Annotated in this window: 17 protein-coding genes, 2 tRNA genes and 1 pseudogene; 9 read left to right on the forward strand and 11 right to left on the reverse strand. The window is 58.0% G+C overall.

The window, feature by feature from the left end; all coding sequences use genetic code 11:
• Positions 1-44: 44 nt before the first annotated feature.
• Positions 45-776, reverse strand: a complete 732-nt coding sequence (locus tag GOB82_RS07925; protein WP_166121869.1) for an SDR family NAD(P)-dependent oxidoreductase — start codon at positions 774-776, stop codon at positions 45-47.
• A gap of 37 nt (positions 777-813) precedes the next feature.
• A complete protein-coding gene (argC, locus tag GOB82_RS07930; protein WP_166121871.1) occupies positions 814-1,734 on the reverse strand; it encodes an N-acetyl-gamma-glutamyl-phosphate reductase in 921 nt (306 codons plus the stop codon).
• Between the two features lie 237 nt (positions 1,735-1,971).
• Between argC and mazG the strand changes: the two genes are divergently transcribed.
• Positions 1,972-2,883 carry a nucleoside triphosphate pyrophosphohydrolase gene (gene mazG, locus GOB82_RS07935; RefSeq protein WP_166121873.1) on the forward strand — a complete coding sequence of 304 codons (912 nt, stop codon included), beginning with the start codon at positions 1,972-1,974 and terminating at the stop codon, positions 2,881-2,883.
• Between the two features lie 62 nt (positions 2,884-2,945).
• On the opposite strand, the gene htpG is transcribed toward mazG, so the two are convergent.
• Together htpG and GOB82_RS13420 are read right to left on the reverse strand one after the other, a co-directional pair.
• Entirely contained in the window at positions 2,946-4,823 is a 1,878-nt protein-coding gene (gene htpG, locus GOB82_RS07940; protein ID WP_166121918.1) for a molecular chaperone HtpG, read from the reverse strand.
• A gap of 136 nt (positions 4,824-4,959) precedes the next feature.
• Positions 4,960-5,400: a putative hemolysin gene (locus GOB82_RS13420; protein WP_242007267.1), complete on the reverse strand. Its 441-nt coding sequence runs from the start codon at positions 5,398-5,400 to the stop codon at positions 4,960-4,962.
• Between the two features lie 200 nt (positions 5,401-5,600).
• Between GOB82_RS13420 and GOB82_RS07950 the strand changes: the two genes are divergently transcribed.
• Positions 5,601-6,464, forward strand: a complete 864-nt coding sequence (locus GOB82_RS07950; RefSeq protein ID WP_166121875.1) for a glycosyltransferase family 2 protein — start codon at positions 5,601-5,603, stop codon at positions 6,462-6,464.
• Positions 6,465-6,480: 16 nt separating this feature from the next.
• Here GOB82_RS07950 and GOB82_RS07955 read toward each other — a convergent pair whose 3' ends face one another.
• Complete coding sequence (locus tag GOB82_RS07955) at positions 6,481-7,404, reverse strand: N-formylglutamate amidohydrolase (protein ID WP_166121877.1); 924 nt, start codon at positions 7,402-7,404, stop codon at positions 6,481-6,483.
• A gap of 66 nt (positions 7,405-7,470) precedes the next feature.
• Here GOB82_RS07955 and GOB82_RS07960 point away from each other — a divergent pair.
• A tRNA-Val gene (locus GOB82_RS07960) sits at positions 7,471-7,545 on the forward strand.
• Positions 7,546-7,675: 130 nt separating this feature from the next.
• Positions 7,676-8,188, forward strand: a complete 513-nt coding sequence (locus GOB82_RS07965) for a recombinase family protein (protein WP_242007268.1) — start codon at positions 7,676-7,678, stop codon at positions 8,186-8,188.
• Positions 8,189-8,343: 155 nt separating this feature from the next.
• Here GOB82_RS07965 and GOB82_RS07970 read toward each other — a convergent pair whose 3' ends face one another.
• Together GOB82_RS07970 and GOB82_RS07975 are read right to left on the reverse strand one after the other, a co-directional pair.
• Positions 8,344-9,516 (reverse strand): ATP-binding protein, encoded by a 1,173-nt coding sequence (locus GOB82_RS07970; RefSeq protein ID WP_166121879.1) that lies wholly within the window; start codon positions 9,514-9,516, stop codon positions 8,344-8,346.
• A gap of 384 nt (positions 9,517-9,900) precedes the next feature.
• Positions 9,901-10,311 carry a Rossmann-fold NAD(P)-binding domain-containing protein gene (locus tag GOB82_RS07975; RefSeq protein WP_166121881.1) on the reverse strand — a complete coding sequence of 137 codons (411 nt, stop codon included), beginning with the start codon at positions 10,309-10,311 and terminating at the stop codon, positions 9,901-9,903.
• Between the two features lie 140 nt (positions 10,312-10,451).
• Between GOB82_RS07975 and GOB82_RS07980 the strand changes: the two genes are divergently transcribed.
• Positions 10,452-11,714: a cation:proton antiporter gene (locus GOB82_RS07980; protein ID WP_166121883.1), complete on the forward strand. Its 1,263-nt coding sequence runs from the start codon at positions 10,452-10,454 to the stop codon at positions 11,712-11,714.
• Between the two features lie 371 nt (positions 11,715-12,085).
• On the opposite strand, the gene GOB82_RS07985 is transcribed toward GOB82_RS07980, so the two are convergent.
• The 3 genes from GOB82_RS07985 to ruvX form a co-directional block, all read right to left on the reverse strand.
• Positions 12,086-12,277, reverse strand: a complete 192-nt coding sequence (locus tag GOB82_RS07985; protein ID WP_166121885.1) for a hypothetical protein — start codon at positions 12,275-12,277, stop codon at positions 12,086-12,088.
• Positions 12,278-12,791: 514 nt separating this feature from the next.
• Positions 12,792-13,412 (reverse strand): endoglucanase, encoded by a 621-nt coding sequence (locus GOB82_RS07990; RefSeq protein WP_242007269.1) that lies wholly within the window; start codon positions 13,410-13,412, stop codon positions 12,792-12,794.
• Between the two features lie 158 nt (positions 13,413-13,570).
• Positions 13,571-14,038, reverse strand: coding sequence for a Holliday junction resolvase RuvX (gene ruvX, locus GOB82_RS07995; protein WP_166121887.1), 468 nt, complete (start codon positions 14,036-14,038; stop codon positions 13,571-13,573).
• A 75-nt stretch (positions 14,039-14,113) separates the two neighbouring features.
• Here ruvX and gatC point away from each other — a divergent pair, with 75 nt between their 5' ends.
• The 4 genes from gatC to GOB82_RS08015 all read left to right on the forward strand — a co-directional run bounded on the left by gatC (position 14,114) and on the right by GOB82_RS08015 (position 17,588).
• Positions 14,114-14,401 carry an Asp-tRNA(Asn)/Glu-tRNA(Gln) amidotransferase subunit GatC gene (gatC, locus tag GOB82_RS08000; RefSeq protein WP_166121888.1) on the forward strand — a complete coding sequence of 96 codons (288 nt, stop codon included), beginning with the start codon at positions 14,114-14,116 and terminating at the stop codon, positions 14,399-14,401.
• Positions 14,401-15,885 (forward strand): Asp-tRNA(Asn)/Glu-tRNA(Gln) amidotransferase subunit GatA, encoded by a 1,485-nt coding sequence (gene gatA, locus GOB82_RS08005; RefSeq protein ID WP_166121923.1) that lies wholly within the window; start codon positions 14,401-14,403, stop codon positions 15,883-15,885. The genes gatC and gatA overlap by 1 nt, the downstream gene beginning before the upstream one ends.
• Positions 15,882-17,336, forward strand: a complete 1,455-nt coding sequence (gene gatB, locus GOB82_RS08010; RefSeq protein ID WP_166121890.1) for an Asp-tRNA(Asn)/Glu-tRNA(Gln) amidotransferase subunit GatB — start codon at positions 15,882-15,884, stop codon at positions 17,334-17,336. Before gatA ends, gatB begins: the two co-directional genes overlap by 4 nt.
• Positions 17,337-17,495: 159 nt before the next feature.
• Positions 17,496-17,588: transfer RNA gene (locus GOB82_RS08015), tRNA-Ser, on the forward strand.
• Positions 17,589-18,330: 742 nt separating this feature from the next.
• Here GOB82_RS08015 and GOB82_RS08020 read toward each other — a convergent pair.
• Positions 18,331-18,751 (reverse strand): annotated as a pseudogene (locus tag GOB82_RS08020) (hypothetical protein); the annotation flags it as partial.

Here is an 18,751-nt window from a genome sequence, read left to right on the forward strand (position 1 = left end):
TGCCAGCCTTCCCGGTTGGATAACCCGTGTTCAATCAGGTTTTGTCAGGCTTCCAGGCCGCCATCCACCGGCAGGGCGGCTCCTGTAATGTAGCCTGCCTGAGGGCTGGCGAGGAAAGAGACCATGCTGGCAATGTCCTGAACCGTTCCGTAGGCCCCGGTTGCGACAAAGCTGCTGATCAGCTTGGCGGAGTCCCCCGTGGCGGGGTTGAGGTCTGTATCAATCGGGCCGGGCTCCACCACGTTCGCGGTAATGCCTTTCGGCCCCAGATCTCGCGCAACACCCTTGGCAAACCCGCGCAGGGCGGCCTTGGTAGCCGCGTAAAGGGAAATGCCGGGGAAAGGCGCGCGGGCACCAAAAGCGGAACCAATGAAGATCAGCCGGCCGCCGTCCTTCATATGTTTGGCCGCTTCCATGGTTTCCACCATCACGGCGCGCAGGTTGAGGTTCAGAACCTCTTCGATCTGCGCAACACTCATTTCGTCAATCGGCCCGTACGGATAGAGGCCAGCGTTACACACCAGCGTATCAATCCGGCCAAATTCTTTCACGGTGGCAGCAATTCCGGCCTGATTGCCCTCAATCGTGGTGCCATCGGCCTGTATGGTCAACGCCTTGCGGCCATGCGCCCGCACGGTTGCGGCTGTGGCCTCTGCGGCCTCTGCATTGCGGGCGTAGGTCAGGGCTACGTCAAACCCGTCTTTTGCCAATGCTTCTGCAATGGAGGCGCCAATGCCCCGGCTGCCGCCCGTGACCAGCGCTGCACGGTTTGTCATGTTTCAGGTCCTTGCTTTTGTAAAACCGAAGAAGTGCTCAGGCCTGTGTCAGGCCGAGCATCAAGGCGATATTCTGCAAAGCCGCCCCGGATGCCCCTTTGCCAAGGTTATCCAGCCGCGCTGTCAGCACGGCCTGCCGGGTGTGAGGATTGCCGTGAACCCGCAGTTCCATTTTATCGCTGCCTGCCAGAGCCTCGGCGGAGAGTTTGGGGTCTGCAGGCAGAACATGCACGTGGTCCTGAGCGGTATAACGGCCAGCCAGTGCGGTATGCAGGTCTTCCCCTGTCACGCCGCCGTTCAGGTCATCCAGATGCAGCGGGATGGAGACAATCATGCCCTGCGCGAAATGGCCGACAGACGGCACAAAAACCGGCCGCCGTGCCAGCCCCGCATGGAGGTGAATTTCCGAGACATGCTTGTGCTCAAGTGCCAGACCATAGAGTTCAAAGGCCGGGCCGCCGTCGCGCTCGTGGGCTTCAATCATCATCCGGCCACCACCGGAATAGCCGCTGACGGCGTTGATGCACACAGGATAGTGGGCGTCCATAATCCCCGCATCAATCAGCGGGCGCAGCAGCGCAATCGCACCGGTTGGGTAACAGCCGGGGTTTGAGACGCGGGGCGCGCCCTGAATAGCTTCGGCCTGTGCGGGAGAAAGTTCCGGAAAGCCGTAGACCCAGCCGGGGGCTGTGCGAAAGGCCGTGCTGGCGTCCAGCAGGCGCGGGGCTGCCTGCCCGAGTGTATTGGCCATCTCCACAGCCTCACGCGAGGCCTCATCCGGCAGGCACAACACAACCAGATCTGCGGCCGCCATGGCGTCCTTGCGGACGGCCGGGTCTTTCCGGTGGGCGGGGTCGATGGAGTGGAGCGTGACAGGCAGCGCGGACAGGCGCTCCCGAATACCCAGCCCGGTGGTTCCGGCTTCTCCGTCAATAAAAATAACAGGCTGCTGTGTCATACCGTTCTCATCCGCCCTGATCGTGGGAGGTCCTCTCTCTTCGCCTTGAACCACGGGCCTGTGGTGCGTGGCTGTTCGGTCTCTCTGCTTGTGCATAGTATGGGGTAAGTCCCCTGTGGCGAAAGGGGGGGGAATGAAAAACACCTTTCGGGTGCGGGGCTGGTATGCGGGAAGAGGCTTTCTGTTCCGGCCGCTGGAGGGAACACACAAGGGTATTGAAAGGAAGTGCAGGGTCTTATGGGTGCACAACACGACGCCTCTTCGGCGCAGGATCAGACTGAAACCGCGGGGCAGACAGATGCCGCCCGTGAGCTGACACGCCTTGTGGCGCTGATGGCCCGCCTGCGCGACCCGGATCACGGTTGCCCGTGGGACCGGGAGCAGACGCATGAGACCATAGCGCCATACGCGATTGAAGAAGCCTACGAGGTTCTGGATGCCATTCAGAAGCGGGACTGGCAGGCTTTTCCGGATGAGCTGGGGGACCTGCTCCTGCAGGTGGTCTATCAGGCTCGGCTGGCGGAAGAGGAAGGGCATTTTGACTTCGCGACAGTCGCCCGGATGATTACGGAAAAAATGATCCGCCGCCATCCGCACGTGACATTCGGCCCGGATGTGCTGGGCTTTTCGGAAGAGGCCGCAGCCCGCACGGACAGCCCGCATGCCGCACAGCCAGCCTCTGCCGTCATGCCGGAGCAGTGGGAAAAGCTGAAAGACAGGGAACGCCAGAAGCAAGGGGTTCCGGGCCAGCATTCCAGTGCTCTGGCGGGAATTCCCCCCGCGCTGCCAGCCTTGCTCCGGGCTTCAAAAATCGCCTCCCGCGCGGCGCGTGTGGGGTTTGACTGGCCGGACGTGCAGGGTGTCGTGGCCAAGGTGCATGAGGAAATGGAAGAATTCGCCGTGGAAATGGCGGCGAATGACCGGGCCAAAATGCAGGATGAGCTGGGAGATGTCCTGTTCTCGATCGCCAGTCTGGCCCGACGCCTGAATCTGGACCCGGAGGCGTGTCTGCGGCAAGCCTGCGACAAATTCACGCGCCGCTTTCAGGCGGTTGAAGCGCATCTGGCGGCAGAGGGCCGCTCCATGCAGGATCAGTCCGTAGAGTATCTTGATGATGTCTGGAACGCGGTCAAAAAACGCGAGGCCTGAGAAGCCGGGCCTGGGATAGACGCCCAAAAAAAGGCCCCCTCCGGGTAAGAGGGGGCCAGTGCTTATGCGGTGTGGGTTTCAGCACCGCCCGCAAGATAATCCATCAGCCTGCGGGAGAAGGCGTTTACGTCCTTTGGTGTTTCGCCATTCTGGATGCTGGCGACATCCAGCAGGATATGCGCCAGTGCGTCCACCGGCTTTCCAGCACTCACCAGCCCGGCCAGATGATGGACAATCGGATGGGCGGGGTTGAGTTCCAGAACCGGTGTGACGGAGGGCAGGCTCTGGCCGCTCCGCTGCATCAGCTTTTGCAGTTGCAGGTCCGGGCCTCCTTCGGGCGCGCTCAGCACCATGGCGCTGTTCACCAGGCGGTCTGTGGCGCGGATGTCGGACACCGCGTCACCCAGAGCCTCTTTCAGGGCAGGGACCAGCGTGTCCATGTCGGCCTTTTCGGCATCGCTTTCTGCGGGCGCGCCGAATTTTTCAAGGTCCGTCTGGCCCTGCGCCACGTTGCGCAACGTTTTCCCTTCATAGGTGCCCAGACGTTCCGGCCAGAAGGAGTCCACCGCATCAGACAGCAGCAGCACTTCCACACCGCGGGCCTTGAACCCTTCAATCTGCGGGGAGGAGGCGAGTGTTTCGGCATTGTCTCCCGTCAGGTAGTAAATGGCGTCCTGCTCGGGCTTCATACGGCTGATATAGGCATCCAGAGAGGTGAGCCCCTCCACCGCGCTGGAACGGAAGCGGCTGAGAGCCGCTACCTCTGTGCGGTGTGCCGGGTCATCCCACATGCCTTCCTTCAGCACGGGGCCGAAGTTTTCCCAGAAGGTTGCGTAGGCCTCTTCATCTTTGGAGCGGGTTTTCAGTTCGCCCATCACCTTGCCGGTCACGGCCTTGCGGATGCGCGCCAGAACCGGGGTGGCCTGAAGCATCTCGCGCGAGACGTTCAGAGGCAGATCTTCCGTATCCACAACGCCCTGCACAAAGCGCAGCCATGAGGGGAGGATGGTGGCTTCATCAGTAATGAACATCCGGCGGACATGCAGCCTGACGCGGCTTTCCCGTGTCTGCTCGGCAAATTCAAACGGGCGGCTGCCCGGAATGAAGAGCAGGGCCGAGAATTCAATCGTGCCTTCAGCGCGCCAGTGCAGCGTGTCCCACGGTGTATCGAAATTGTGGGTGACGTGACGATAGAACTCGTTCAGCTGTTCATCCGTCACTTCACTGCGCGGCTTGCGCCACAGGGCGGTGCCTTCGTTTGCCGCTTCTTCCGTGCCGTCCTTGAGGATGGTAACGGGCCAGGCAATATGGTCGGACCATTTGCGGATAATGGCTTCAAGGCGCCAGCTATCAAGGAATTCGTCCGCATCCTCCTTGATATGCAGTGTGATATCGGTGCCGGGCTTTTCACGCGTGGCAGGTTCCAGCGTGTAGGAGCCTTTTCCGTCAGACGTCCAGCGCCAGGCCTCCTCCGAGCCAGCGCGGCGGGAGACAACATCCACCTTGTCCGCCACCATGAAGGCTGCATAGAAGCCCACGCCAAACTGGCCGATCAGATTCGGGCGGTCTTCCGGCTTCGCGTTTTCCAGCTTCTGGCCGAAGGCGCGGGTGCCGGAGCGGGCAATGGTGCCCAGATTGGAAACCAGTTCCTCACGGCTCATGCCTGACCCATCATCACTGATGGTCAGCAGGCGGGCGTCCTTGTCCGGGTTGATCCGGATTTTTGCGTCTTCGGGAAGGGCGTGCGCGCCATCGGTCAACGCCTCAAAACGACGGCGGTCCGTGGCATCAGCGGCGTTTGCAACCAGTTCACGCAGAAAAATTTCCCGCTCGGAATAGAGCGAATGCACGACAAGATCGAGCAGCCGCCCGACTTCCGCGCTGAATTCCCGTGTTTCGCTGCCGTTTGCGGGCGTGGCGCCCGTAGCTCTTTCAGTCATCATATCCCCGCATTCATGCGTCTTGTGCATCATGAGCGCGGCAGTATCTGCCCTCAGGCCAGACGCTGCCGCCTCCTGCATCTTCAAGGAGATGAGATGATCGGGAGAATTTTTCAATATCTCCCGATGCAGAACGTCAGCGGTTTTTCAGGGACTCGGCGGTGCACTGGCCTGTGCGGAAGAAAGACCATTCCTCACAACTGTTTCCATCCGGCAGGTGACACACGCCATACTGCCCCCCGGAGGACGCGGTGCGGATCTCCAGCTTGCCTCCGGCGTTAAGGCAGTGGAGCGAAGCCGGATTGGCCATGCCAATGCGCTTTTTGCTCTGGGCCGGGGCCTGCTGGCCGGGGGGCATGGTGCCGGGTGTTGCACTCTGTGCCGTACCCGGCACCGGGGCTTGCGGTGCTACGCTCTGCGGCAGGGCCGCGCCGGAGGGTGTAGCTCCGGCCTGTTCACTCGCTGTGGCCGGTGCAGGCTGGCACGCTGCCAGACTGCACAGGGTGGCCCCCAGCACACTCGCGCCGAGCAGTTTTCTGGAGACTGTACCCATCAGGACCGGGAAACGTGTGATCATCTGTCTGTCTTCTCCTGAGTATGGCGTCTGGGTGCGCCATGCGCCTTCAGCAGGCGGGACGGTTGAATGGGGGCAGCCTCGGCCCTGCTGTGGCCAGCGGCCATCAGGTCGAAGCGTCTCCCGCAGAAAGAGCATCATTCGACAAAGGTATAAATGAGGCAACGGCAGGACTTTTCTCTCAAACCCGGAAAGGGGGGCGTATGAAAACGAGATGGAAAAAATGGGGAGCGGCGTTCTTGCGCCTGTTCAGGCCGGATACGCGCAAACCGCTGGCCGTGTTGACCATGGTGTATAACGAGCACCGCATGCTGCCGCTCTGGGCTGATTATTACAGGCGGCAGGCCGGGGCGGGGAATATTTTTGTTCTGGACCACGGGAGCGATGCCCTGCCTGCTCTGCCCGGGTGTGAGGTCATTCCCGTCCCGCGGGGTGAAGTGGATGAGATTGACCGTTGCGCGCAGGTTGAGGCGTTTCAGAAACAGCTTCTCAAAACCTATCGGTATGTTCTCTTCACGGACTGTGATGAATTTCTGGTGGCGGACCCTGCGCGGTATTCGTCCCTGCTGGACTACGTAGAGCGGGCTCCAGCCCCCAGCCTCCGCTGTGTGGGGGTGGATGTGATTGATTACGCACCGGATCTGCCACCTGTGCAGTGGGACAAACCCATTCTGGCGCAAAGATCCTATGGTGCGGTACGCTTCTGGTCGTGCAAAACGCTTCTCTCCTCCGTGCCTCTAACCTGGCAGCCCGGTTTTCATGCCTGCGAGGAACCCGCTTATCTGGATACAGACCTATGGATGTTTCACCTGAAATATGCGGATCAACACACCCTGCTGGAACGGTTGAACATCACACGCCACCTGCGGTGGAGTGAGCGGGCGCTGACCTTGGAGCATGGTGCCTCGCACCGGATGGCGGATCGGACCATGGTCAACTTCATCAGGACATTTCAGGCAACGCGTTCGGAAACATCTCTGGGGGATCTTGATCTTGCAGGGATTATAAACGCGGGCGCTGAAAGCGGTCTGCACAGAATTCCGGAGCGTTTTCTCAAGGCGTTTTGAAAACGCGAAGGTTTTTCTAAAGCGTCTCAAACGTACGCAGCGTCGAGACAAGGCGTTCTGCCACCTGCGCCAGAGCGTCGCTCAGGCGGGAGAAGCCTGCGTGCTTCTGGCGTGTTTGCTCATCCATATACAGGCTGCGGCGCATTTCTATCTGAAGGGCATGCACTCCGTCACGCGGGCGACCGTAATGCTGGGTGATATATCCGCCTGCGTATGGTGTATTGCGTGATGTTCTGAAGCCCAAGTCCTGCAGGGCGTCTTCCGCTGTCTGTACCAGAACATGTGCGCAGCTTGCCCCGTAAACATCACCCAGAACAAAATCAGGGTTTCCGGCTTCCGGCGCGTCGGGCATGGAGTGAAGGTCCAGCAGCAGGCATAGGCCATGTCGCTCCTGTGTCTGGCGCAGTGTGCCGGCCAGAGCGGCATGATATGGCATCCAGTAATCCCGGACCCGGAGCGCTGCTTCCATGAAAGGCATCCGGCTCCGGTAAATCTGGCGGTTATCGGCAACCACGCGGGGCACAGACCCCAACCCGGCAAGACCCCGATGCGTTGCCCGCACGAAGGCTGGCACAGGCGTGCTGAACATGCGGGGGTCGAGATCCCACGCGGCGCGATTCACATCACAGAACACGCGGGGGAAGGTTGCATGGACCAGCATAGGGCCAGCCGCGTGCGCCTGTGCCGCCAAGGCGTCCACATAGCTGTCTTCCCCGCTGCGCAGGATGTTCAGAGGTTGGCGGCTCTCCTGCACAAAAAGTTCCGGGTAGAAACGGCCCGAATGGGGGGAGGCCAGCACAACCGGGGTTTCCGGCTGGCCGGAAACCAGCACCGGGGCGGGAGCCTGCACGCGGTCCGCTTCTTCTTGTCCGCTGGCTGGCTTTTCAGGCAAAACCTTGGCCAGACCCCGGTTGATCAGGCTGTGCGTAATATTTTTCATGAGCCCATCATTGAGGGCTTGCACTTTGAACGCAAGCGAGATAGAACGCGGCCCACGGTCAAAGATGGGCGCATAGCTCAGCGGTAGAGCACTACCTTGACATGGTAGGGGTCACAGGTTCAATCCCTGTTGCGCCCACCATCTTTGACCGGTGGAAAACCCACTGTTTTCTGAAGCTTATGCACTTGGACTGCTATCCTTCGCAGTTAAGTCTGGCACGCTACCAGCACACAAATTGAAATTTACCACTGATAGGGCTGCGACCCGGTCAATGGCGCTTGCGACCTCTTCAATGAGCGCGCGGAGCGACCGGCCTGAGTTGTTGCGGAGGATCGTCGATCTGCAAGGCGGTGAAGTCGTGATCGCGGAAAAGATGGATCGCATCAGCCGCCTGCCTCTTGCCGACGCGGCGCAGCTTGTGAAAGCTATCTGTAATCAAGGCGCACGGCGCGCCACCCTCGGTGTTGTAGATCTATCGGAAGTGACAGCCTTGGCCGAAGGCGTCGCTCGGATTGTTCTTGAATCCGCACAAGAAATGCTTCTGCGCCTAGCCTTGCAGATGGCCGCCGCCGACGATGAGGATCGAAGGGAACGCCAACGGCAAGGGGATAGAACTGGCGAAAGCGGCAGGCCGTTATGGCGGGTGCAGACCCAATCGGGCGTTGCACGCTCGCGTTGTCGCGCTCCGGGCGGGAGCAGCATCGCGGAAACCGCTCGTCTAGCCGGGGGCAGCGTCAGCCAAGTCAAGCGGGTATGGGCAATGTGCAAAGGTAAGAGAAAGTAGTAAATGGCCGCTTTCGCCTCATGTCGGTCGTTCCCGACGTCTTGGTGTAGAGCGGATAGCGGATATTCGCGGTAACTACTCTTCGTTCTTGTTTTGCGCCACTGCCGGCTACCCGGCATAATGTCCGCGCCTTGGGATAGTATTACTGGTGATGTCTAGCTTATAATCCAATGACGCTTAAGATATTCATCAAACATTGGAACAGTAAATGCAATATCTCCATACGCAGGACTGTAAATCATTCCCTTCGCAATGATTTGTGCGCGTCTAGGTCCAAGTGTCGTGAGTTTTTCGCCGAGCTTGTCGGCGACCTCTGCTGAACGATATGGCCCCGCTCCTAGCTGTGCCATTGCGATGACATATTCTCTCTCCTTTGGCGTTAGGCGATCAATACGAACCTTGAAGAAACCTTCGTCGAGCCTTCTAAGTGCTTCTTTCTCGGCGGCTTGAATACAATCTATGCTAATCGGAGATTGCATTGATGCATTCCATACCTGAAACCCCCATTCTTGTAAGAAATAAGGATATCCTTTTGTTAAATTAACAATTTTATATAGAAAATCTTCGTCTATAGACTCACCCTCACTTTCGATCGGCTGCCGAATTGCATTTGCAGCATCTAATTTATTCAAAGCATCTATCTTTGGATAAATGAAAAGTCTTTCCGCATATGATTTTGCATCCCCGGACAGGGCTGCTACTGCGGGAAGACCTGCCCCGAATAATAGCACTGGCAACGCTTTTTGATTGATGCGATGAATCGCAACAATCAGCGCGCCTAACTCTGCAGGTGAAAGATACTGCACTTCATCAATCAGCAACACCCATCCTCGGCCAGCAGCTTTTGCCGCCTCGCCAATTTTAAAAAAGAGTTCGGTGATATCGTATTCAAGATTTCCGCTGTCCGCCACTCCTGGCTCGGGATCGACCGATACTTCAAAATCGCCCATAGAAATTTTGAATACGCTTGCGAAACTGCGAAGAGCGCGCATAGCATTATGTGTGGCAGTCTTTGCATTCTCAAATAGCGATAGTTTACGAAGAACCTGATAGATTTTTGGATAAAGCAGATCGGCAAGTGTCCGATCTTCTGGTGCCTCTATAAAAGAGGTGAGGTAATTTAGTTTTTCAGCAACCTGTTCGATTCGGTTTAGAAGAACAGTTTTGCCGACACCGTGCAAACCCAATAGCATTTGCGATTGGGCAGGGCGCCCAAGTAGAATACGTTTTAGAGCTATCTCGGTAGTCGTGATAATTTCCTCACGCCCCGCTAACTCGGGCGGCTGTGAGCCAGCCCCGGGAGCAAACGGATTTCGAACCGGGTCCATCTTTATCTCTTTAGGTGCGGTTATACATTGATTGGCATATAACCATATAAAGTTTACCTAATCAATAAAATCTCATGTTGCTCTTGTGAGGAATGTCTCGGTAACTGGCCTGCCAGCCAAGAGCGGACATTTCGCTTCCCCCCCCATTTCCGACAGTTCATACTTTTTTCTCTAACCATCACTATCATCTGGAAACACGCGTTGGGGAGGGCAAGTATCGGCTGACCATGGAGTCCTGGATGTTCCGGGAAAACGGCACCGCTGTGCGTTGGCACATGAGTGACATAACAAGTCGGCAGTTTTGTTGTCTCTGGCCGCGAGCGCAGGCGGTTCGGCGGGAGCGAACTGAAGCGACGTATCGTCTTGATCAATGCCCCGCCGCTTCTATGATGCCATCAGCGCCCGGAGTTGCGCATGCATCCAAGGATACAGTTCCTCGCCTTTCGTGTTGAGCCTTGATTTCAGGTCGCGCGTCGTATCGTCGGCCAGAATTTCGAGAGCCCCTGCGGCAATGCAGTTATAGGCTTCTGTCACGACGCTCGTCGCGCTGCTCTTCGGAATATTCCAGTTCTTTGTCATCGGTGTGTCGATCATGCCGACCAGAAGGCCGACATTTTCCAGGGGGTCCGTCGTTGATGAATCTTGGGTGTGTGCTGCGGTTGTCAGCTCTGGCAGCCCGGCGATATCGCTGACCTGCGCGAACGCTTTCCTGATAGTGTCCGGATCGGTGATGCCGAGCGGCAGGATGGTGAGGGTGTCGGAGGGCGGCAGAATTCCGGCCTTGGGGGAACGCATTATAGCGATGATTTTCCTGCTTCGTCTTGCCGGATACTGCGTTGTCAGGGGCTACCCGGTTACAGGGGCAGATCCGTTTCAAAAGCCAGGTATTACGGGTTTTTCTTGACGTGGAGAGCGGAAGGAAGCAGCGATGAAACATGGACACCATCAGCCTCCTTGCCCTACTTCTGACTCTCTGCGCCGGTTTCAGTATTCTTAATCATCACACGTTTCGCTTGCCGCTGACGATCGGCGTGCTGGTCTTTTCATTGCTGACCTCCCTGCTGGTCATGATCCTGAATCCGCTGATCCCGGCTTATGATCTTCAGGCTCTCCCGCGATCCATGCTCGGAGCCATAAATCTCCCCACGGCACTTCTGAACGGTGCATTGTCGCTCCTTTTGTTTGCCGGGGCCATGCAGGTGGATGTTGGGCATCTTCGCGCAAAGCTTGCGTCCGTCGCTGCTCTCTCTGTTCTGGGGACCGTGCTGGCTGTCGTCTTTCTGGCGGTCGCGGCATGGTATATTTTCCCCTTGCTGGGGCACCCCGTTCCTTTTGCATGGTGCATCGTACTGGGTGCCATCCTTGCACCGACTGACCCGGTTTCGGTCGTGGGAATGTTGAAACGTCTGGGGCTGCCGGGACCACTCCAGGCCGTTTTCGCAGGCGAGAGTCTCTTTAATGATGGTGTGGGGGTTGTCATTTTCGGTGTGACGATTGGGCTGGCGACCGGGGACAGCCATGGGGTGACTGTCTCTGAAATTGCCCTGAGCTTCTGCCGGGAGGCGCTTGGTGGCGGTTTGTTGGGCGCAGTAACCGGGTGGATCGCACTGGGTGTGCTCAAGCGGCAGCGAGATCCGCATATTGATCTGCTGACATCGTTGGCTCTGGCGACTGGAACTTTCAGCATAGCCAACCAGTTAGGTATGTCGGGCGCGATTGCCGTCGTCGTGGCTGGATTGTGCTTCGGAACCAGTTCCAGTCAGTCTGTTTTTGATGTGCCGTCTCGCAGGGAGCTGGACGGCGCCTGGACGCTCATTGACGAGGTGCTGAACGTTTTGCTGTTCATGCTTATCGGCTTTGAAATTCTGGAAATCACGCCGCGCCTGTTTACGGTAATGGCCGCGCTTGTCGTGATTCCGCTCTCTATTGCCGTGCGGGCATTGAGCGTGCTGCTTTCCACTCTCCCGGTACATCTTCGGCAATGGAAGCGGGGGCGTGCTCTTGCTATCCTGACCTGGGGCGGCCTGCGGGGTGGTATTTCGGTCGCGTTGGCGTTGGGATTGCCGCCCGGAGATTTGCGCGATTTGCTGCTGCCTGTCTGCTACGGCGTGGTTGTGTTCACCATCATCGTGCAGGGCCTGACCATGGAGCGGGTTGCCCGCAGGCTTTATCCGGCATCCGCTCTCTCATCGAAATAAGACTGTTCTTAACTGTCTCGGTATCGACCTGACATCTGCCTGCTCACGGAGCGTTTCACGCGCCATCTGCATCTGGTGTTCAAGCGTGAGGTTTCGCTTCACGAGCTTGATGCCGTCAGCCATTTCGCCCAGCGTGAGGGCCTGCCCGACCAAGGCTGACGGTCAGGACACCCGCTTTTCCAGCCTTGCCGGGGTGAGGCCTGTCCTCATGTCTGATGTTTTCAAGCAAGAAGCCTGCTTGCAGAGAGGCCTCAACAGGTCCCGTGCCGCTGTTGTCTGGAAAGAGCAGGCCGAACACCATGTCTAAAGTGCATGAAGAGGGACGGAGAGGCCGCTCAGCATTCTCAGACTGAACCAGAAAATGCCGTGCGTTATTGTCCGGTCTGGTTGGTCAAGGCAAGAGCTGAAGGCTGGGCAGGCGTGTTTCTGTGTGGCATGGGGCGCTGTGCGCGGCATGGTACGGAAGCAGGCTGCTCCCAGATGTAGAGGAGTGTTTTGCGAAGCGTTTCATGAACAGCTTCACGCCATTTCTCATTGGTCGGTGTTGTGCTGGAAAGTATCATAGCGTGTTTCATGGTCTGTCTTTTGCCGTTCAGAACTGTGGCTGACGGCGTTCTAGCACTCTGATTGCTCGGTGTAGTGTGACGTTTGTATGAAATATTCCCGAAGAATGTTTTGTCAATATTAAGGGTCATGCTGTCATACTGAAGACATTATTATTAGGAATTTTGCAGTATGGCAGTATTCGGAGGCTAACATGACAGCATTCTGGGCTTACTGGCTTGCCTTGAAAGGCATTGCCAGCAAAACACGGGCTTCTGTACGACAGCGGCTGGCGCAGTGGCGTGGTCTGCGGCGCGTGTGGTCATAGCAGCCATATCTTTTAAGGGTTTAAGTAAAGGCTTTTCCGGGTTGGACGGCGGAGAGTGTGTGAGGGCTGCGGCGCGTTTCCCATTGCAAAAATCCTTCACCACCTTGCGGCCTCGGGTTTTCTGACGGTCTCCTGAAAAGCATGTACAACACATAAAAAAAAGCCCGCCCCTTTGAAAGGGCGGGCTTTTTGGAGAGCGGATAGTTTTATTTCCCGTCACCAGAAAATGTGTTGCTGATATTCTTACCAGCTTTATCCCCCCATTTTCCAATAGCTTTGCCAGTGCGCTTGGCCCAGTTTTTTGTAGAGTCAGCCGCGTCTGATGTCGCGTTCCTGGTTTTATCCCACGCTTTTTCGGAGCCGGTCTTGGTCTTGTCCCAGGCGTTGGAGGTGCCTTCCTTGGTTTTATCCCACGCCTTTTCGGAGCCGGTCTTGGTCTTGTCCCAGGCGTTGGAGGTGCCTTCCTTGGTTTTATCCCACGCCTTTTCGGAGCCGGTCTTGGTCTTGTCCCAGGCGTTGGAAGTGCCTTCCTTGGTTTTATCCCATGCCTTTTCGGAACCGGCCGCGGTCTTGTCCCAGGCGTTGGAGGTGCCTTCCTTGGTTTTATCCCACGCCTTTTCGGAACCGGCCGCGGTCTTGTCCCAAGCGTTGGAGGTGCCTTCCTTGGTTTTATCCCACGCTTTGTCTGTTGCCTGACGCGTGTCATTCCACGTGCGGCTCAGAGCTCCCTGTTCTTCAGCATGAGCGGGTTCAGCAGGAAGGGTAAGCGTGAACGCCGCAGCTCCCAGAAGGGTGGTGAGGGCGGTCCGGAATGTCGCAAGTGCCATTTTGGTCTCCATACGGTTCACTACGCTATACTCGTCATGCCGCCGGTTTATGGCAAATATGAGAGTAGCCTGTGCGAGGTATGCGGTAAAATTCTTGAGAAAAGGTGTGAAAAAAACCTCCCGCTTCCCCCGGTTCTGCCATGCTGGTCCCATCATGTTCAAGGGCGGGGCAGGCAGTCCAGTGCGGCCTGAAGGATATAGGCCGCGGCCAGCCTGTCCACAATATCATCGCGCTTGCGGCGTGAGAGGTCTGCTTCCTGAATCAGCATACGGTTGACGGCGGAAGAGGAAAGCCGCTCATCCCACAGGCAGACGGGAAGGCCGGACTGTTCGGAAAGAGCCGTGGCCCAGTCCTTGCTGGCTTGTGCGGCGGGGCCGAAAGAGCCATCGAGCGAGAGCGGAATACCGATCACCATACCGCCAATGCCGTGTTTTTCCGCCAGAGCGCGTACATGCTGCGCCATGGCTCCCAGCTTGCCGCGCTTTACGGTTTCCAGCGGGGTGGCCACCATGCGGGACACATCGGACAGCGCCAGCCCTACCTGCTTGCGGCCGGGGTCAATGCCCAGCAGGCGCGCTTCAGGGGCCAGAGTGGCGGCGAGATCGGAGAGGTTGAACAGAGCCATGTCTGCACGGTATGTTGCCTTGCGCCCGATTATGCTAGGGCTTTTTTCCTCCATAGCTGAAGAGAGTCTGCTTTCATGTCGCTCGACCTCGCGACCACCCGACGTATTGCGAAACTGGCCCGCATCGGCCTTGAAGACGCGGAGCTTGAAAACGTCCGCCAGAAGCTGGACGGCATCCTGGGCTGGGTTGATCAGCTCTCCGAGGTGGATGTTGAGGGCGTGCCCCCCATGGTGGGGACTGAAACAGAGGCTCTGCGCCAACGTGAAGACGTGGTGACGGACGGTAACTGCCGTGATGCCATCCTCTCCTGTGCGCCGGAAAAATCCGGCCCCTTCTATACAGTACCCAAGGTTGTTGAATGATGCTGACCGGACTGACGCTTACCGAAGCGCGCGCGGGGCTTGCTGCCCGCAAATTTTCTGCCCGTGAGCTCGCTCAGGCGCATCTGGACGCCATTGGCCGCCTGAACACGCAGCTCAATGCCTATATTACGGTTCTGCCCGAGCAGGATGTTCTGGCTGCCGCTGATGCCGCCGATGCCCGCTATGCCAAGGGAGAAGCCGGGCTGATGGACGGCCTGCCGGTTGGCGTGAAGGACCTGTTCTGCACAAAAGGTGTGAAAACCACCGCCGCCAGCAAAATTCTGGCCAATTTTGTGCCGCCTTATGAAAGCAGCGTGACAGCACGCCTGCTGGATGCGGGCGCAGTGTTCCTGGGCAAGACCAACCTTGACGAATTCGCCATGGGCTCGGCCAACATCACATCCGCCTTTGGTTCCGTGCTGAACCCATGGAAGCGTAAAGGGGATGATGCCGCTCTGGTGCCTGGTGGCTCTTCCGGTGGCTCTGCCGCGGCTGTGGCCGCCGGTCTGGCGCTGGCCGCAACCGGCACGGATACCGGTGGCTCCATCCGTCAGCCTGCTGCGTTCTGCGGTATTGTCGGGCTGAAGCCGACCTATGGCCGGTGCAGCCGCTGGGGCACCATTGCCTTCGCAAGCTCGCTGGATCAGGCTGGCCCCATGACACGCAGCGTGGCGGATGCCGGGCTGATGCTGGAAGCCATGGCCGGGTTTGATGAGAAAGACAGCACCAGCTCCAACCGCCCCGTGCCGGAATTTTCCAAGGCTGTGGGCAAGAGCGTGAAGGGTCTGCGAGTTGGTATTCCCGCAGAATACCGTGCTCCCGGCATGCCGGAAGAAATCGCCAGACTGTGGGAGCAGGGCATTGCCTGGCTGCGTGAAGCCGGATGCGAGGTGGTGGATGTCTCACTGCCGCATACCAAATATGGTCTGGCCACGTACTACATCATTGCTCCGGCGGAGTGCTCTTCCAACCTCGCGCGGTATGACGGCATTCGCTTTGGCGAACGTCAGGATGCCCCCACGCTGGATGGCATTTACGAACGCACTCGTGCGGAAGGGTTCGGGCAGGAAGTGCGTAACCGTATCCTGATGGGCACCTATGTGCTGTCCGCCGGGTATTACGATGCGTATTACCTGAAAGCCCAGAAAGTCCGCACGCTGATCAAGCGTGACTTTGTGCAGGCGTTTGAGCAGGTGGACGTTCTGCTGACTCCCACCGCACCGAGTGCGGCCTTTGCGCAGGGTGAGAACATGGATGATCCGGTGCAGATGTATCTGAATGACATCTTCACCGTGCCTGCCAGCATGGCCGGGGTTCCGGCGCTGTCTGTGCCTGTGGGGCTGGATTCCAGAGGTCTGCCGCTCGGGCTGCAGATTATCGGGCGGCATTTTGATGAAGAAACCGTGCTGTCTGTTGGCGGCGCGCTCGAGGCGGCTGCGGGCTTTGCCCACAAGCCCACCCTGCATGCGGAGGCAGGCGTATGAGCTACGTGATTGAAGGTAAAACCGGGAGCTGGGAAATTGTTGTAGGGCTGGAAGTGCACGCCCAGATTGTCAGCAATTCCAAACTGTTTTCCGGGGCATCCACTACATTCGGGGCTGAGCCGAACTCTCAGGTGAGTCTGGTGGATGCGGCGTTTCCGGGCATGCTGCCGGTTATCAACAAGGAATGCGTGGCGCAGGCCGTGCGGACCGGGTTGGGGCTGAACGCACGCATCAATCTGGAAAGCCGGTTTGACCGGAAAAACTATTTCTATGCGGACCTCCCGCAGGGCTACCAGATCAGCCAGTTCGCACACCCGATTGTGGGCGAAGGCACGATCGAGATTGAGCTCTCCAGCGGCGAAATCCGGAAAATCGGCATTACCCGCCTGCATATGGAGCAGGACGCAGGCAAGCTGATCCATGATCAGGACCCCACAAAGTCGATGGTGGACCTGAACCGGGCCGGCGTGGCGCTGATGGAAATCGTGAGCGAGCCGGATATCCGTGAGCCGGAGGAAGCCGGGGCCTATCTGCGTAAACTTCGTCAGATTCTGCGCTATCTCGGCACGTGTGATGGAAACATGGAAGAAGGCTCCATGCGTGCGGACGTGAACGTGTCCGTGCGCAAGGCGGGTGAGCCGTTCCGCACGCGCTGCGAGATCAAGAACGTCAATTCCATTCGCTTTGTCATGCAGGCGATTGAGGCTGAAGCGGCCCGTCAGGTTGAAATCTGGGAAAGCGGTGGCGAGGTTGATCAGGAAACACGCCTGTTTGACGCCGCCCGGGGTGAAACCCGGACTATGCGCTCCAAGGAAGACGCGCATGATTATCGCTATTTCCCGGACCCGGACCTCCTGCCTCTGGTGATTGAACAGGAATGGGTTGATGCGCTGAAGGCCGCCCTGCCGGAACTCCCGGATGCCAAGCGGGCGCGTTTCCAGTCCGATTACGGCATTCCGTTCTATGATGCCGGCGTTCTGGTGGCCGAGCAGGCGGTGGCGGATTTTTATGAAACCGTGGCCAAAGGGCGTGATGGCAAACTGGCCGTTTCCTGGGTGACGGGAGACCTGTTTGCCGCCCTGAACCGCACCAGCAAGACCATTGAAACCAGCCCTGTCAGCGCGGAAGCGCTGGGCAAGATGCTGGACCTGATTGCGGATGGCACCATCAATGGCAAAATTGCCAAAGAGGTGTTTGAAGACATGGTGGAAACCGGGGAAGGCCCGGATGCGATTGTGGAGAAAAAAGGCCTGCGTCAGGTGACGGATACAGGCGTGATTGATGCCGCCATCGAGTCTGTCATGGCCAGCAATGCCGACAAGGTTGCCGAATATCGTTCAGGAAAGGACAAGCTGTTCGGATTTTTTGTGGGGCTGGTGATGAAGGAAACCAAGGGGAAAGCAAACCCTGCGCTGGTGAACGAAGCCCTGAAATCCAAGCTGGACGCATAAGTGCACCGGGCAGTGCCCGGGCAGACGGAGCCCGGGCACATAATTTTTCGCGTAGAGCGAAAATAACCTGCAAATAAGCCTTTCAGGGGGTTTGACGGAACGTTCAGAACCCCCTAAAAGCACCTCTGCAAACGTCGTGTATTTTCACACTCTTCTTGCGGAGGGGTGGCCGAGTGGCTGAAGGCGACGGTTTGCTAAACCGTTGTACGGTGTCAAGCCGTACCGTGGGTTCGAATCCCATCCCCTCCGCCAACATAATCAAAAAACATTAAACAAATCAGTGTGTTGCGAGTGATTTATTTTACGCTCCCATCATCCATCCCACCTTATGGTTTGCGGTTTCCTGTGGCGTCGGGCGGCTTCAAACCGCGTTGGAACGATTTGTGTTGGCAGAACGCCGCGTATTCTGATAGAACAAAACAAGAATACGCTGAGGAGCCTTTTCGTTTAATATTTCTCCATCCCGACAGAACATAGCATAGCCCCTCGTGACCGAGGGCAAACGTCCTCCCCAAGACAGCCCCAGCTCCTCGGCAAGGTGGTTCGACAAGACGGTCGATGGTCGACCGTCATGGCTTGAGGAGTGCATGCGGTGCACGACATACAGACGTCTGGCCTATTGGGGCGCTTTATCACCCGGCTCGAGGCAGCGGAGATCTATCTGCGATGCGACGTTGCGACGGTTGACCGATACGTCGCCAAGGGGCTCCTCCCGAAATACAAGTTCGGCCGGAAAACGCTCTTCCTTCTGGCGGACGTCCTCAAGCTGGTGGTCCGGGCGGATGTCCCTGATATGGAATCAGGTGGACCTTGCGGTTCAACGCGTCGCGGTCGGGCCTGTTCCCAGCCTCTTCCAGTGGCCCTGGAGACACTCATTTTCTATCTGATCGCTGCGGCCTTGCTGATACGATTCATCATGCTCCATCATTGACCCGGAGCCGACGGGGGCTTGTCCTGGTGCACGCCCCCGTTCGCCTTCACTGAGGTCAGGCGCTCACAAGGCTTGAGCCCTAGCAAAAGCTTGACCTAAACGCGCCGTCAGGCTGGCAGGATCGCATACTTCATCGATGTGCAGCACTTCGACCGGAGCCATCCCGACATAGCGGAGCAGGCGTTCCTCGATAGCGTTGCGGAGGCCTTCGGCGTCTTCTGAGATCGAGCGTCCGTCACGGGTGACGGTGCCGACCACTTCGACATACAACGTGGGTTTCCCTCGGACGTAGAGCCCGAAGTCGGCTCGCGCCTGGACAACACTCTCTCTGACAGGCGGCTGAACCATCACGCGCACCGCTTGCGGACAGATGGTAAGCATCCGGAGAGAGCCGCGGGCGTAATCAGGCTTTGATGGTATTATTGCTGTGGTGAAGGGTTTTCCAGTGCCATGGCAGGAGTTCATGGAGGCGTGGATTTGGCAT

This window comes from Acetobacter farinalis (genome assembly GCF_011516935.1).
Classification (GTDB): domain Bacteria; phylum Pseudomonadota; class Alphaproteobacteria; order Acetobacterales; family Acetobacteraceae; genus Acetobacter; species Acetobacter farinalis.

Excerpts from the sequence above, each read along its gene's own strand:
- GOB82_RS07925 (WP_166121869.1), bottom strand. The coding sequence starts at position 776 with ATGACAAACCGTGCAGCGCTGGTCACGGGCGGCAGCCGGGGCATTGGC.
- GOB82_RS07985 (WP_166121885.1), bottom strand. The coding sequence starts at position 12,277 with ATGATACTTTCCAGCACAACACCGACCAATGAGAAATGGCGTGAAGCT.
- mazG (WP_166121873.1), top strand. The coding sequence starts at position 1,972 with ATGGGTGCACAACACGACGCCTCTTCGGCGCAGGATCAGACTGAAACC.
- gatB (WP_166121890.1), top strand. The coding sequence starts at position 15,882 with ATGAGCTACGTGATTGAAGGTAAAACCGGGAGCTGGGAAATTGTTGTA.
- GOB82_RS07980 (WP_166121883.1), top strand. The coding sequence starts at position 10,452 with ATGGACACCATCAGCCTCCTTGCCCTACTTCTGACTCTCTGCGCCGGT.
- ruvX (WP_166121887.1), bottom strand. The coding sequence starts at position 14,038 with ATGGCTCTGTTCAACCTCTCCGATCTCGCCGCCACTCTGGCCCCTGAA.
- GOB82_RS07965 (WP_242007268.1), top strand. The coding sequence starts at position 7,676 with ATGGCGCTTGCGACCTCTTCAATGAGCGCGCGGAGCGACCGGCCTGAG.
- GOB82_RS13420 (WP_242007267.1), bottom strand. The coding sequence starts at position 5,400 with ATGATCACACGTTTCCCGGTCCTGATGGGTACAGTCTCCAGAAAACTG.
- gatA (WP_166121923.1), top strand. The coding sequence starts at position 14,401 with ATGCTGACCGGACTGACGCTTACCGAAGCGCGCGCGGGGCTTGCTGCC.
- GOB82_RS07970 (WP_166121879.1), bottom strand. The coding sequence starts at position 9,516 with ATGGACCCGGTTCGAAATCCGTTTGCTCCCGGGGCTGGCTCACAGCCG.
- argC (WP_166121871.1), bottom strand. The coding sequence starts at position 1,734 with ATGACACAGCAGCCTGTTATTTTTATTGACGGAGAAGCCGGAACCACC.
- GOB82_RS07975 (WP_166121881.1), bottom strand. The coding sequence starts at position 10,311 with ATGCGTTCCCCCAAGGCCGGAATTCTGCCGCCCTCCGACACCCTCACC.
- htpG (WP_166121918.1), bottom strand. The coding sequence starts at position 4,823 with ATGACTGAAAGAGCTACGGGCGCCACGCCCGCAAACGGCAGCGAAACA.
- GOB82_RS07950 (WP_166121875.1), top strand. The coding sequence starts at position 5,601 with ATGAAAACGAGATGGAAAAAATGGGGAGCGGCGTTCTTGCGCCTGTTC.
- GOB82_RS07990 (WP_242007269.1), bottom strand. The coding sequence starts at position 13,412 with ATGGCACTTGCGACATTCCGGACCGCCCTCACCACCCTTCTGGGAGCT.
- gatC (WP_166121888.1), top strand. The coding sequence starts at position 14,114 with ATGTCGCTCGACCTCGCGACCACCCGACGTATTGCGAAACTGGCCCGC.
- GOB82_RS07955 (WP_166121877.1), bottom strand. The coding sequence starts at position 7,404 with ATGAAAAATATTACGCACAGCCTGATCAACCGGGGTCTGGCCAAGGTT.